Below are 14741 nucleotides of genomic sequence, written 5' to 3'. Positions count from 1 at the left end.
ACACGCCCTATTTAAATTGTGAGGCAATAAAGCTTAGATACTCATTAATCGGCAGTGCTTTGCTGTAATAATAGCCTTGGCCTTGATCAGCCCCCATTTTGATCAGCATTTTCTCTGTAGCTTGGTTTTCAACACCTTCGATGGTGATATTCATATCAAGGTTATGGGCCATATCAATGGCGGTTTTTACAACCACTTGATTAGTTGTGTTATCCACTAAATCCAGAATAAAGCACTTATCTACTTTTATAGTGCTAAATGAATAATTCACCAAGTAGTTCAACGAAGAGTAGCCAGTACCAAAGTCATCGAGTACTACCTTACTCCCGAGTTTATTGAGCTCGCTGATAAAGCTGACCATTTCATCATGGTTTTTAATAAGCGCAAACTCGGTTAATTCAAACTTTAACTGATCCGCGGTAATACCATGTTTTAAGATAGTGTTTTCGACTTTTTCGACGAGTTTAGGGATAGCGAGATTTTTCGCACTTAAATTAACGCTAATAGTATGCTCGCGGTAACCTTGTCGATTAAGCTGTGCAGCAGCAAGGCAAGCCTGATCAATTACCCATAAGCTTAGTTCATTGATTAAACCTGTTCGTTCAGCCAATAAAATCAGTTGCTCAATATCGAGATACTTACCAGCTGTAGGCCAGCGTAATAGCGCCTCAGCACCACAGATAGTGCCGCTGTGTAAATTGATAATTGGCTGTAAGTAAATGGCTAATGTATTGCTTCGTATTGCTTGCTGTAATTCTGCAGCAAGGCTGACATCCATATCAATATGTGGTGCGTTAAAGTCAATATTTTGTTGTTTTTGTGATAAACCCAAGTAGCCACGCTGCAGCCAAATATCAAAGCCATCATCACTAACCGGCTCGGTAATGCTAAAGCGATAGTAAAGCTGTAGGTCTAAGCCTGCCACTTTATATTGTTTAGGGAGCTGTTTACAAAGGTTGTTAAGCTCTTGATAAAGCTCTACTTGAGATTGAATTTTGGTAGAAATAAAGGCGAGTATACCATTCCCTAAATCAGCTACTTTTGGGCTATTATCTAAAGCCGACTCTAAATTAATAAATTGTCTCTTTTTATTGATTTGATGCTCTAGGGATTGAGCAACTGTGATAATTATTTGGCTACTCTGACTTGGCTTAAGGATGCTCATTAGGGCATTAAATTGCTCTATTTTCACTAAACAAAGATTAGCGAGCCTGTGCTCTGAAGTGATCGCCATATAGGCTTGTTTGAGCATAGCTTGATTGAGTAACTCTGTTTGTTGAGTATGAGTTGCATGATACAGCGCTTTTTCACGTTGATACCGGACTCGATCAGCCAGCGCCATTGCCATGAGCACAATTTCACACAGAATAGCGACTAAAAAAATATGTCTAACTGCAAAGCTATACTGAATAAATCCAGTAAGCTCTAAAGGTTGAATTGCAGCGCCTACTATCAGTGGCACCCAAGACATTACATAAAACTTTGCCCATCTAAAGCCACTCACTAACTTTTTGTATATCATGCAAATACATAAAATATAAAGCGGTACCATGATGGCAAAAAAGATTTTTGAAGAATGATATTCCAGCATGAAAAAACTGATCAGGCTGAGACTGAAGAGCAGGGCTAAAAAGCTAATACTGAGTTTATAAAGGCGGCAATTGTCTTTATGGTAGCGTAAGAACATAGTGCAAAATGCTACAGTGAAAAAGGCTATTGCATAGTTACTGAAGACCACTTGCTCATTAAAAAACATTTGCCATGACAAAGGCCATAGATAAAAACCAAAACCAAGCACTGAGCCCATAAGTAGCAATGCTGAGATTATATAACCTATGTAAATAAGGTAGACACGGTCACGAATCCCTAAAAATAATACCAAGTTATAGAGGGCTGCCATTATCAGCACGCCAATAAAGATCCCCCAAATACCCGACTGTGAACGAAGTAAATCTTGGAACTCTTTTTCACCATAAATATTGATAGGTGTCTTACTAATACCAACAGTATCTATCTTAATAATGAGGGTTGTTTGCTCGTTGCCCTGCATTGTTAAAATGCTGTGCGGTGTGCTGTATTGGAACAAACTGAGCCCAGCTACTTTATCTCCTAGCTCGGTTGTATCTATAAGCAGCCCCTTATCATCAACATGATAGACAGTGAGGTAATCAACCATTGGGTTGTCAAAGTGAATAGACAGCTCTACTGGCTTTGTTTGACGGTTTTCTAAATCAAGCTTTAGCCAATAATCTTGCTCGGCTAAATCCCACTCAATATCTTTAAAAGGGCGTTGCTTGAGCTTTTCTGGTTCTGCTAAAAACTGCTCCAGAGTTAGTGATTTGCTATAGTCGATTCGATACGCCGTTTTACTGTAAATAGGCGCCGTTTTGTCAATGGTGTAGCGGGTAGGGCTGGCTAAATGAGCCGCTAGGGTGGCAATGATAAAAAACAAAATTGTTAAAATAAGAAATGAAACAAAGTTATATTTCAGTGCTTTATTATTCAAAATTAGTTCTTTATCTAGGTAAATATTCTTATTAGTGTAGCATTAAAAAAGCGCAGATAAACTGCGCTTTATTAGAATTAGACTGGTTTGACCTTAATTCTGTTCGCGAGCAATTGCACGGTAAGCGATATCTGTACGATATTCCATGCCTTCCCAGCTGATTTCATCAACTAGTTTATAAGCTCGTTGTTGCGCTTCAGTAACTGTGTTGCCAAGCGCTGTAGCACAAAGCACACGACCGCCAGCCGTAACAACATTTTCGCCGTCTTGCTTAGTGCCTGCGTGGAATACTTTCTCACCTTCAGGATAAGTAACTTGTAAGCCGTTGATAGTGTCACCTTTCGGGTAGCTATCTGGGTAGCCTTTTGCTGCTAGTACAATACCTACAGCTGCGCGCGGATCGAACTCGATATCGGTTTTATCAAGTTCTTCACGGTTAGCCGCTTCGATAAGCTCAACAAGGTCAGACTTAAGACGAAGCATCATAGGTTGTGTTTCTGGATCGCCAAAACGACAGTTGTATTCAATCACTTTTGGTGTGCCATCAGCGGTGATCATTAAACCAGCGTATAAGAAGCCAGTGTAAGGGTGGCCTTCTTTTGCCATGCCTTCAACTGTCGGGTTGATCACTTCGTTCATAATGCGCTGGTGAATTTCATCTGTAACCACTGGTGCAGGTGAGTATGCACCCATGCCGCCAGTGTTTGGACCTTGGTCACCATTGTAAGCACGTTTGTGGTCTTGGCTAGTTGCAAATGGCAACACGTTTTTGCCATCAACCATCACGATGAAAGATGCTTCTTCGCCTTCTAAGAACTCTTCGATAACCACACGGCTACCAGCTTCACCAAAGCTGTTGCCTGCAAGCATATCGCGAATAGCTTCTTCAGCTTCAAGTTCAGTCATCGCAACGATAACGCCTTTACCCGCTGCTAAGCCATCAGCTTTAACAACAATTGGCGCACCTTTTTCTTTTAGGTATGCAAGCGCAGGTTCGATTTGTTCAAATGTTTGATAATCCGCTGTTGGAATGTCGTGACGTGCTAAGAAGTCTTTAGTGAACGACTTAGAGCCTTCTAATTGTGCAGCACCTGCTGTTGGGCCGAAGATAGCCAAACCGTTTTCACGGAATGTATCAACCACACCTAAAACAAGAGGTACTTCAGGGCCAACAATGGTTAACTCAACGTTGTTTTCTTTAGCAAAAGTAACTAAACCTGCTAAGTCTTCAACATTAATAGCAACGTTTTCAAGTTTTGGCTCAAGTGCAGTACCTGCGTTACCTGGAGCGACGAAAACGGTGTTTACTTTAGTATTTTGTGCAGCCTTAAACGCAAGAGCGTGTTCGCGGCCGCCACTGCCGATGACAAGTACATTCATGGCGTATAATCCTATTTATAGCGGTTTTTTAAACTTCAGCGTCATACGGTCACTTTCACCAATCGCTTTATATTTAGCAGCGTCTTTTTCGTCAAGTGCTAAACGTGGTGGTAGTGTCCATACCCCTTTAGGGTGATCAGCTGTATCAAGAGGGTTTGCATTAATGTCACTGCTTGCCACCAGTTCAAAGCCAGCTTGTTTTGCAATTTCAATTACATAGCTTTGTTTCATATAACCTGATGATTTCTGATCTTCATCGCTGCGCGATTCAGGAAGGCGGTGCTCAACTACACCTAAAGTGCCGCCTGGTTTAAGTGCTTTATAAAATGCTTTAAATGCACTTAACGCGCCTTCTTGGTCTTTACCCATGTACCAGTTGTGGACATTTCTGAATGTTAAGACAAGATCAGCGCTACCCGCTGGTGCAATATCAAGATGTGTCACTGGCGCAAATTCAGTCAGTTTAACTTCACTGAAGCGCGCGTCATCGCTCATCTTTTTCTTGAAACCAGCTAATGAACGTTGGTAATAACCCACTTCAGAATCTGCTGGGAAATGTGCCGCGTAGTAAACACCATGACCTTTTACGGCTGGTGCAAGGATTTCGCTATACCATCCACCGCCTGGAGCAATTTCAACAACTGTCATGTTTGGCTTAAAGCCAAAGAACTCAAGTGTTTCAACTGGATGGCGATATTTATCACGTGCGCTATTTTTAGCATCACGTTCGCTTGATTGCACAGCATTTGTAAGCGCTGATTCATGGGCGTGGCTTAGTGCCTGTGCTGATGTTAGCGCAAGGCTGGCAACGAGTAACGATTTTACGGCAAATTTCATCATCTGTTCCTTCATTATATGGGTAATTATTATTATTAATCAGAATACGTGAATTTGTGGCAAACAAAAAGGGTTAAGCTATTTGCTTAACCCTTTATGTGATTAGTGGCGGAAATGGCGCATACCTGTAAATACCATTGCCATACCAGCTTCGTCAGCTGCAGCGATAACTTCTTCATCGCGCATTGAACCACCTGGTTGGATAACAGCAGTGATGCCAGCCTCTGCAGCTGCATCAATACCGTCACGGAATGGGAAGAATGCATCAGATGCCATAACAGAACCTTTAACTTCAAGGTTTTCGTCAGCTGCTTTGATGCCTGCAATTTTCGCTGAGTAAACACGGCTCATTTGGCCTGCGCCTACACCGATAGTCATACCGTCACGAGCATAAACAATCGCGTTAGACTTAACGAATTTAGCTACTTTCCAGCAGAATAATAGATCTTTTAATTCTTGCTCAGTTGGTTGACGCTTAGATACAACTTTAAGGTCGCCTTGCGTTACCATGCCTAGATCACGGTCTTGAACTAAAATACCGCCATTAACGCGCTTGATATCGTGACCCGTTGCATTACCAGACCATTCACCACATTCTAATAAGCGTACGTTTTGCTTAGCAGATACGATTTGTGCAGCTGCTTCAGATACTTTAGGTGCAATGATAACTTCAACGAATTGACGAGAAACAATCGCTTCAGCAGTGTCTGCATCAAGTTCTTTGTTGAACGCGATGATGCCACCAAATGCTGATGTAGGGTCAGTTTTGAATGCGCGATCATAGGCTTCAAGAATGTTGTCACCAATTGACACACCACAAGGGTTCGCATGTTTTACGATAACACACGCTGGTACGTCGAATTCTTTTACACACTCTAATGCTGCGTCAGTATCAGCAATATTGTTATAAGAAAGTGCTTTACCTTGCAGTTGAACCGCAGTTGCAACAGATGCTTCAGTTAAGTCGTTTTCAACATAAAAAGCAGCGTCTTGGTGTGAGTTTTCACCGTAGCGCATATCTTGCTTCTTAGTGAACTGCATGTTGATAGTGCGTGGGAACTTAGTCTCTTCAGCAGCTTCCTCAGTGTAGTCAGGAACCATTTTGCCGAAGTAGTTTGCAATCATGCCATCGTACTGAGCTGTGTGCTCATAAGCGGCAATAGCTAGATCAAAACGCGTTTTATAGGTTGTTGAACCATTGTTGTTTTGCATTTCGCTGATTACACGGTCGTAATCTTTTGCATTTACAACAATAGTCACGTCTTTATGGTTTTTCGCCGCAGCGCGAACCATAGTTGGACCACCGATATCAATGTTTTCAATTGCATCTTCTAGGCTGCAGTCTTCTTTCGCAACAGTGTTTGCGAAGGGGTATAAGTTAACTACAACGATATCGATAGCAGAGATGTTATTCTCGTTCATTACGTCTTCATCTTGACCGCGACGCGCTAGGATGCCGCCGTGAATTTTTGGATGAAGTGTTTTTACGCGACCATCCATGATCTCAGGGTGACCAGTATGGTCAGATACTTCAGTGACTTTGATGCCGTTATCAGCAAGTAATTTGCAAGTACCGCCAGTTGATAAAATATCCACGCCTTGTGCTTCAAGAGCGCGAGCAAATTCAACGATACCGGTTTTATCTGACACACTTAATAGTGCGCGACGAATTGGACGATGTGTATCCATTGTAGTTTTGATTACCTCAATGTTTGAGCTAGCTTAGAAAGGCGGTATTTTAACTGAATCTGCTTTAAAAAACGACGTTTAAAGCGTGAGGATTTTGCATAGTTTTTAACAGCTATAAAAAAAGCACCCTAAGGTGCTTTTTTCAAATAACTTATTACCAGTTACTATGAAGCTGTAAGCAATTATAACGATAGCTCGTTAGAATGATTACGGTTTCAATAACCAGTATTAGTTCATGCCGTATTTTTTAAGCTTCTTACGTAAAGTACCACGGTTGATACCTAGTAAGATTGCAGCACGAGTTTGGTTACCACGCGTGTACGTCATTACTTCTTCAAGTAATGGTGCTTCTAGCTCAGAAAGAACAAGGTCGTATACGTCTTGTACGTCTTGACCATTAAGTTGCTTTAAGTAGTGATGAACAGCTTTTTTCACTGCATCACGCAACGGCTGTGGTTTCTCGTGTGACTGTACATGAGGGTTTGTGATAAATGGAGAAGTCACGTTTTGTTCGAACATCGTTATATGTCTCTTTCTTTCTTAGTTAGCTGCTAGTGTTTTAAAGTATTCTTCTAATGCGTCGACTTGTGCCTGTGGGTTATCTAACGCATTAAATACTCGCCTAAACTGACCGTCACTGTCATGGGTTTGCAAATACCAAGATACATGCTTTCGAGCGATACGCGCTCCCATTGGCTCCCCGTAAAACTGATGAAGATTGTCTAAATGCTCCATCAAAATGCTACGCACTTCTGAAATTTCAGGTGCTGGCAAATGTTCTCCAGTTCGCAAATAGTGGTCTATCTCCCTAAAAATCCAAGGGCGACCTTGGGCGGCTCGACCAATCATAATGGCATCTGCACCCGTATAATCCAAAACCTGCTTTGCTTTTTCTGGTGAAGTAATATCACCATTGGCAACGACAGGGATAGACACTGAACGTTTAATATCCCTAATTGTGGCGTACTCTGCTTCACCTTTATACATACATGCACGTGTTCGTCCATGTACTGCAAGTGAGGCAATGCCATAACGTTCAGCTATTCTCGCAATCTCGACACCATTACGGTTATCCTGATCCCATCCGGTACGGATTTTTAAAGTGACAGGGACATCGACAGCATTAACAACGGCATCGAGTATCTCTTGTACTAATTCAGGAAACTGTAATAAGGCAGAGCCTGCGAGTTTCTTATTCACTTTTTTAGCCGGGCACCCCATATTGATATCTATGATCTGTGCACCATTGCTGACATTGAATTGTGCTGCCTGCGCCATAAGCTCAGGATCGGCACCGGCGATTTGCACCGAGCGAATTCCCGACTCACCGCTGTGATCCATACGGTTCATCGATTTTTCGGTTTTCCATACTTTCGGGTTTGACGAGAGCATTTCAGAAACAGCAAGGCCAGCACCTAAGCGACGGCAAAGTTGTCTAAATGGTCTGTCTGTAATGCCTGCCATTGGCGCGACAATTACGTTGTTCTCAAGTTGGTATGAACCGATACGCACTGTTATTCAATTGGCCTCTTTTCAAGGGGCGCTAAGTTTACGGCTTTTTTAGCAAAAATCAAAGGCTATAAATTGAACAAAAGTGACTTTTTTTTGCCCTTTTCGTATTGACTTTTGATAACAGTTTGACGGGTAGGTTGATTTGTTTGTTATTTGAACAGAAAAATTTTTACTCACTAAAAAGTGAGAAACTACTAACTGTAAAAATAAGGTAAAGCCTGTTAAATACTGGCTTTACCTATTATGTTTGAGTAAATGCTCTAGGGCTGTTTAGGCTTTCTTTATGCCGCTTACTCGGGTCCATTCCCCCTCAGCAGCCACTTCATCAAGGACTAAAAATGGGGCATAAACGTCGGCAACAGACTGAGCTTGCTCTTCTAAAATACCTGACATAGCAATTTTACCATTAGGTTTTAAAAGGCCTAAGATCACTTCATGTAGTTCGCGAAGTGGTTGAGCTAGAATGTTTGCAACCACAATATCGGCTGTGAACTCTGGCTGATCTTCAGGTAAATACACTTCAAGTTTATCTGCAACACCATTACGTTTTGCATTATCGCGGCTTGCCTCAAGGGCTTGTGGATCAATATCGATACCAATCATGCGCTCAGCACCTAATTTGATTGCCGCTATTCCTAAAATACCCGAGCCACAACCAAAATCGACAACGGTTTTACCTGTTAAATCTTGGCTTTCTAGCCATTTTAAACAAAGCGCCGTGGTTGCATGGGTACCCGTACCAAAAGCAAGACCAGGATCGAGTAATACATTAACAGCATTAGGATCTGGAATATCACGCCAGCTTGGACAGATCCATAAGCGTTCACCAAATTGAATTGGGTGGAAGTTATCCATCCACTCTCGTTCCCAATCCTTATCTTCAAGCTGTTCAATCTTATAAACAAGTTTATCGGCGAGTGTTGCTTCAGCTTTTAGAGTCTCTACAACGCTGTCCATATCGTGGTTTGCGTCATAAAGGCCAATGACAGTGGTATCAGCCCATAGTTGAACTGTGCCAAGCTTTGGCTCATAAATAGGGGTATCTTTGGCGTCAACATAGGTCACTGAGGCACTGCCAGTGTCCATTAATAAGTCGCTGATTAATTCTGCGTTGTCAGCGTTTGCATTGATACGAATTTGGATCCAAGCCATGAATATCTCTCGAATAGAAAAAAGGCCGCAACAGCGGCCTTTTAGTTAAAAATGCGATACTAAATTACTTAGCATCTAAGAAGCTTTTCAGTAAGTCAGAGCGAGAAGGGTGACGTAATTTACGTAACGCTTTCGCTTCGATTTGACGAATACGCTCACGTGTTACGTCAAACTGCTTACCAACTTCCTCTAATGTATGATCAGTGTTCATGTCGATACCAAAGCGCATACGCAGTACTTTAGCTTCACGTGCTGTTAAGCCTGCTAATACGTCGTTTGTAGCGCCACGTAATGATTCCATTGTTGCAGAATCAATAGGTGAATCTATAGTGGTATCTTCAATGAAGTCACCTAAGTGCGAATCTTCATCATCACCGATTGGCGTTTCCATTGAAATTGGCTCTTTAGCGATTTTAAGTACCTTACGGATCTTGTCTTCAGGCATTAACATACGCTCAGCTAATTCTTCTGGGCTCGGCTCACGCCCCATCTCTTGTAGCATTTGACGAGAGATACGGTTTAACTTGTTGATCGTCTCAATCATGTGTACAGGAATACGGATGGTACGTGCTTGGTCAGCAATCGAACGCGTAATTGCTTGACGGATCCACCATGTTGCATAAGTTGAGAACTTATAACCACGGCGGTATTCGAACTTATCAACCGCTTTCATTAGACCAATATTACCTTCTTGGATAAGGTCTAAGAACTGTAAACCACGGTTGGTGTATTTTTTCGCAATTGAAATTACAAGACGTAAGTTCGCTTCAACCATTTCTTTCTTCGCACGGCGAGCTTTCGCCTCACCAATACTCATACGACGGTTGATGTCTTTAATTCGTTCGATGCTAAGACCCGTGCTTTCTTCAATTGCACTTAGTTTGCTGATGCAACGAATGATTTCTGGTTTAACTTCTTCAAGAGCTACAGAGTATTTCTCATTTGCAGCAATCTCAAGGTCAATCCAGCTAGCATCTGTTTCGTTGTTTGCAAAGTGCTTGATGAAGTTCTTTTTCGGTAACTTAGCAATTTGTACAGCTTGCTTCATGATAATACGCTCTTGTACACGAACGCGGTCCATCATTTCACGCATGTTATTAACCATGCGGTCAAACTGTTTTGGCACTAATTTAAATGTTTTAAATAGTTCGCCGATTTCTGTAATAGCTTCCTGTGAATCAGGATGTGAGCGACCTTTTTCTTCGAACGTATCGCGTGCTTTGTTATAAAGCTCACGTAAATTTTCGAAGTGAATACGCGCTTCTTCAGGATCAGGGCCTGTATCGCCATCACTATCGTCATCGTCATCACTGTCTTCATCATCATCCTCTTCGTCGTCTTCGTCGTCGAGTTGCTCTTCGTTTAACTCAGAACCGATGTGTGTTGCAGAGATTTGTGATTCATCTTCATTGTTAGGGTCAAAGAAACCAGAAATAATGTCGCTTAAGCGCATTTCTTCTGCTTCAAACTTGTCCCATTGCTCTAGTAGATAGGTAATTGCTTCTGGGTATTCAGCAACTGAAATCTGTACTTGGTTAATACCTTCCTCAATACGCTTAGCGATTACGATTTCGCCCTCACGCGTAAGAAGTTCAACAGTACCCATTTCACGCATATACATACGTACAGGGTCAGTTGTTCGACCGATCTCTTTTTCTACAGTCGCAAGTGCAGCTGCCGCGGCTTCTGCTGCGTCTTCGTCTGTCGTTGTTTCTTGCATCATTAATTCATCGGCATCAGGCGCGTTTTCACTTACCTTGATACCCATATCATTAATCATGCTAATGATATCTTCTACCTGATCTGAGTCGATAATGTCTTGTGGAAGGTGATCATTAACTTCTGCAAAAGTTAAATAACCTTGCTCTTTACCTTTTTGAATCAGAAGCTTTAATTGTGACTGAGGAGTTGGATCCATAGAGATTTATTCTTCCACTCTGAAAGTTGATACAACAGGCGCCAGCTCGCTTATTAATTAAGCGACACGAAAACTAACTAGACGCAGTGAATAGCACAGTATAACAGCATTATTCAATTCTGACTAGCTGTTGCTGCCTTTTAACGCTTGCGTCAGTAAGTGGCATTCTAGCCTTTCTTCACTGCTTAAGCCTTGGGTCTTGTCTTTTATTAATAGGGTCTCTAGTCGATAATTTAAACACTGGTCTTCAATAAATTTAAAAGTATTTTTAAAAACAGTCTCTAAACGATCGTCATTTATTTGGTGCTGCCAAGTTGCTAATTTAACCAGCGCGTCATATTCGGCGGTATCGCGAAATGACTCTAAAATTTGTGCTGTCGTTATGCCTTCACGCTCTAGCGCTAAGTGCTGTATCCGCAAAAACAGCTCAATACCAGCTATTTTCATTTCTGCCAATTCCGGCATATAAGCTATGCTGGTCGCCAAGTTTGGGTGTTGCAATAAAATACCAATCGCTTGGCGCATCGGCGTTATTTTAAATTTACGTTCAATAGCGTGCTGTTGCTTTGGTGATTTAACGCGATTATTTAATTGCTCTCTTGTTCGACCTATTAAGCGGCCAAGATGTTCCAATATATTTTCTTGGTAAAAATCACTGGGAATTTTTTCAATCAACGGTAGGGCATCACTAAGTAGCTTTGCTTTACCTGCATCTTGTGTAAGGTCAATCTCTTGGCTGAGCTTATTAAACAGCACCTTGGTAAAATCATCGGCTTCCTTTAACCTTGCTTCAAAAGCGTCTTTACCTTCTTTTTGTACCAGCGAATCGGGGTCTTCACCGTCTGGTAAAAACACAAACTTTAATGATTTGCCATCTGCAAGATAAGGAAGCGCATTCTCCAGAGCACGCCAAGCAGCATCGCGGCCAGCACGGTCACCATCGTAGCAGCAAACTACTTTATCTGTAGTTCTAAATAAAGTGTGCATATGCTCTGCGGTAGTTGCAGTGCCAAGGGCTGCAACGGCATACTCGATGCCTTGCTCAGCTAAAGCAACAACATCCATATAACCTTCAACAATTAAAATATGTTCAAGTTTTTTATGTGCTTGCTTTGCTTCGTATAAACCATAAAGTTCAAAGCCTTTATGGAAAATACGCGTTTCTGGTGAGTTGAGGTATTTTGGACCTTGATCCGCTTGCATAACACGGCCACCAAACGCAATCACCCGACCGCGTTTATCGCGAATAGGGAACATGAGTCGGTCACGGAAGAAGTCAAATTGGCGACCAGGCGACTTTTCAGAGGCAAGCTTTAACTCAACAAGTTGTTCTTTTTGTTCTTTGTTGCGGCCAAGTTGTTGGCAGAGTGCTTCCCATTCACTAGGCGCATAACCAATCATAAACTTTTTCGCTGTTTCACCGCTTAAACCACGACCTTTAATATAGTCGATAACCATTTTTGAGTTGGCATGATGCTTTAATTGATGTTGATAAAAGCGAGCAGCATGCAACATTAAATCGTAATCAGAGCGCTTTTGTTCTGCGGTGCGTTGCGGGCCTGAGCTTGTGCCTTGTTCGCGAGGTACGTCTAAATTGAGCATACTCGCTAATTCTTCAATAGCATCAACAAACTCTAATTTGTCGTATTCCATAACAAACGAAATTGCATTGCCATTCGCACCACAACCAAAGCAGTGGTAAAACTGTTTATCTTGAGAAACGGTAAAAGAAGGTGACTTTTCGTTATGGAAAGGGCAACAGGCTTGGTAGTCTTTACCCGCTTTTTTGAGGCCAACTCTCGAATCAATTAACTCAACAATATCGGTGCGAGCGAGTAAATCATCTATAAATTGTCGAGGGATCTTTCCGGCCATAGCTGTTGTTTTTCCTGCACTATCTATGCGTTCTAAAATAAGATTTGAACACAATTACTGTGTTTATGAAAGGCTAAAAGCAAGAAACCGAGCACTAGGCTCGGTTTGCTTGAATCATACATCTGTATGTGGGGGTTAGGCAGTTAATCGTTGCTTGATTAAGCCAGAAATCTTACCTAAATCGGCACGACCTTCAGCTTTGCTTTTGATAACTCCCATTACCTTACCCATGTCTTGCATACCCGCTGCGTTTGTATCAGCTATAGCCGAGTCAATAAGAGCAATGATTTCTTCTTCACTCAATTGTTGAGGTAAGAATTCTTCAAGTGCTTTAATCTCACTGGCTTCAATTTCAGCTAAATCTTCACGACCCGCATCAATGTACTGGGTGTAAGAATCGCGACGTTGCTTAACAAGCTTTACTAAAACAGCGGTAATACCGTCGTCGTCAAGCGTAATTTGCTCGTCAATTTCACGTTGCTTGATTGCAGCAAGTACCATGCGGATAGGCTTAAGACGTTCTTTGTCTTTTGCCTTCATCGCATCTTTTTGCGCATCTTTTAGCGTTAATAAAAGGCTCATTTATACAAGACCAAATACTGATTAGTATAATTTAACGCGACGTGCGTTATCGCGAGAAAGCTTCTTCATGTGACGCTTTACTGCTGCAGCTTTTTTACGCTTGCGCTCAGCTGTTGGTTTTTCATAGTGCTCGCGACGACGAACTTCTGAAAGGATACCTGCTTTTTCACATGAACGCTTGAAGCGACGAAGTGCTACGTCAAACGGTTCGTTCTCTCTTACTTTAATTACTGGCATTAAAAATTCACCTACCTAAATAATGAGCGTTGCTCAAGTTGATCGAATAACGATCAAGTGGTTCAAAAATGGTGCGGTATTGTAATCCGAAGCAACACCACATGTAAAGAATAATATTAACAGAAACTAGGTTTGCAAAATAGTGTTAATTTGTCTCGCGTTGATACAAACGACAAATCACTTGCCCAGCAGTTTTTTCTTTTAAAAGCATCCAGTTATCTGGGGTGTCTAAATCACTGAGCTCACTTTCAACCTCAACATAAATAAGGGCTTGGGCAGATAACCAGTTATTTTTTTCGAGTAAAAAACAACTTTTTTCAGCCAAATTTTGTCGAAATGGTGGGTCAACAAAAATTAGATCAAATTGCTCGTTTTGCGTGTTTTGGTCCAATAATGAAAGGCTATTACCTTGTTTTATTGCGGCATTATCCAATTTAAGAGTGCTAATGTTTTCTTGTAATTGGTTAGCGGCACCTTTATCTAGCTCGAAAAAGACAGCACGTTCTGCAAAGCGAGATAAAGCTTCAAAACCTAAACCGCCAGAACCGGCAAAGCAATCGAGTACAGCTGCGCCACGTGTATCTTGCATTAGCCAGTTGAATACCGTTTCTTTTATACGATCTGTGGTTGGGCGCAAGCCTTGCACATCTTTTACTGGTAATTTTCTACCGCGAAATTGCCCACTAATGATACGAATAAAGCCATTTGATGATTTATTATTCGCTGCTTTTGTTTGGCGGTTAGCTGTTGATTTTTTTCTCATTTAATTCACTAATTATTGGTAACTGACCCCTAGCTCAGATAATATTGTATGCAATAGCTAGCGTGTCATTTTTCTACAGCGCTAAAAGTGATAGTATTGCGATCTTAGCGATAGATGGTACCTGTTTATGTTTGGCTAAAAAGCTGAACTGTCACCAAACTATTATTCATATAAGTTTATCAGATTTTTATAAGTGGTTATTAGCAAGTATGGCAAAAAAAAGTAAATTCCTGTCTTGGTTTGGTTTTGGCAAATCAGATAAGCAACAAGCAGAACAAGCAGCAAAAGAG

General features: G+C 41.6%; 12 protein-coding genes. All 12 read right to left on the bottom strand.

Annotated elements, in window-relative coordinates; all coding sequences use genetic code 11:
* Positions 1-7 precede the first annotated feature (7 nt).
* On the bottom strand, positions 8-2506 hold the full coding sequence (locus QUE86_RS04940) for an EAL domain-containing protein (protein WP_286259560.1): 2499 nt from the start codon (positions 2504-2506) through the stop codon (positions 8-10).
* 93 nt (positions 2507-2599) lie between these two features.
* Positions 2600-3886, bottom strand: a complete 1287-nt coding sequence (gene purD / locus QUE86_RS04935) for a phosphoribosylamine--glycine ligase (RefSeq protein WP_130050610.1) — start codon at positions 3884-3886, stop codon at positions 2600-2602.
* Between the two features lie 15 nt (positions 3887-3901).
* Positions 3902-4723 (bottom strand): class I SAM-dependent methyltransferase, encoded by an 822-nt coding sequence (locus tag QUE86_RS04930; RefSeq protein WP_286260335.1) that lies wholly within the window; start codon positions 4721-4723, stop codon positions 3902-3904.
* A 102-nt stretch (positions 4724-4825) separates the two neighbouring features.
* Positions 4826-6412 (bottom strand): bifunctional phosphoribosylaminoimidazolecarboxamide formyltransferase/IMP cyclohydrolase, encoded by a 1587-nt coding sequence (gene purH, locus QUE86_RS04925; RefSeq protein WP_130050611.1) that lies wholly within the window; start codon positions 6410-6412, stop codon positions 4826-4828.
* Between the two features lie 228 nt (positions 6413-6640).
* On the bottom strand, positions 6641-6931 hold the full coding sequence (fis, locus tag QUE86_RS04920; protein WP_002957804.1) for a DNA-binding transcriptional regulator Fis: 291 nt from the start codon (positions 6929-6931) through the stop codon (positions 6641-6643).
* Between the two features lie 21 nt (positions 6932-6952).
* Positions 6953-7924 carry a tRNA dihydrouridine synthase DusB gene (dusB, locus tag QUE86_RS04915; protein ID WP_054560983.1) on the bottom strand — a complete coding sequence of 324 codons (972 nt, stop codon included), beginning with the start codon at positions 7922-7924 and terminating at the stop codon, positions 6953-6955.
* A 270-nt stretch (positions 7925-8194) separates the two neighbouring features.
* Positions 8195-9076, bottom strand: a complete 882-nt coding sequence (prmA, locus tag QUE86_RS04910) for a 50S ribosomal protein L11 methyltransferase (protein ID WP_130050612.1) — start codon at positions 9074-9076, stop codon at positions 8195-8197.
* Positions 9077-9140: 64 nt separating this feature from the next.
* On the bottom strand, positions 9141-10994 hold the full coding sequence (gene rpoD / locus QUE86_RS04905; RefSeq protein ID WP_130050613.1) for an RNA polymerase sigma factor RpoD: 1854 nt from the start codon (positions 10992-10994) through the stop codon (positions 9141-9143).
* 123 nt (positions 10995-11117) lie between these two features.
* On the bottom strand, positions 11118-12869 hold the full coding sequence (dnaG, locus tag QUE86_RS04900; protein ID WP_130050614.1) for a DNA primase: 1752 nt from the start codon (positions 12867-12869) through the stop codon (positions 11118-11120).
* Positions 12870-13004: 135 nt separating this feature from the next.
* Positions 13005-13451 (bottom strand): GatB/YqeY domain-containing protein, encoded by a 447-nt coding sequence (locus QUE86_RS04895; protein ID WP_054551044.1) that lies wholly within the window; start codon positions 13449-13451, stop codon positions 13005-13007.
* 21 nt (positions 13452-13472) lie between these two features.
* Positions 13473-13688, bottom strand: a complete 216-nt coding sequence (gene rpsU, locus QUE86_RS04890) for a 30S ribosomal protein S21 (RefSeq protein ID WP_002957797.1) — start codon at positions 13686-13688, stop codon at positions 13473-13475.
* Positions 13689-13833: 145 nt separating this feature from the next.
* Positions 13834-14451: a 16S rRNA (guanine(966)-N(2))-methyltransferase RsmD gene (rsmD, locus tag QUE86_RS04885; protein WP_286259551.1), complete on the bottom strand. Its 618-nt coding sequence runs from the start codon at positions 14449-14451 to the stop codon at positions 13834-13836.
* Between the last annotated feature and the right edge of the window lie 290 nt (positions 14452-14741).

Origin of the sequence: Pseudoalteromonas apostichopi (assembly GCF_030297135.1) — a bacterium.
Classification (GTDB): Bacteria; Pseudomonadota; Gammaproteobacteria; order Enterobacterales; family Alteromonadaceae; genus Pseudoalteromonas; species Pseudoalteromonas apostichopi.
The sequence above is the reverse complement of the archived record's forward strand: the minus strand, read 5'-3'. Positions and strand labels throughout refer to the sequence as shown.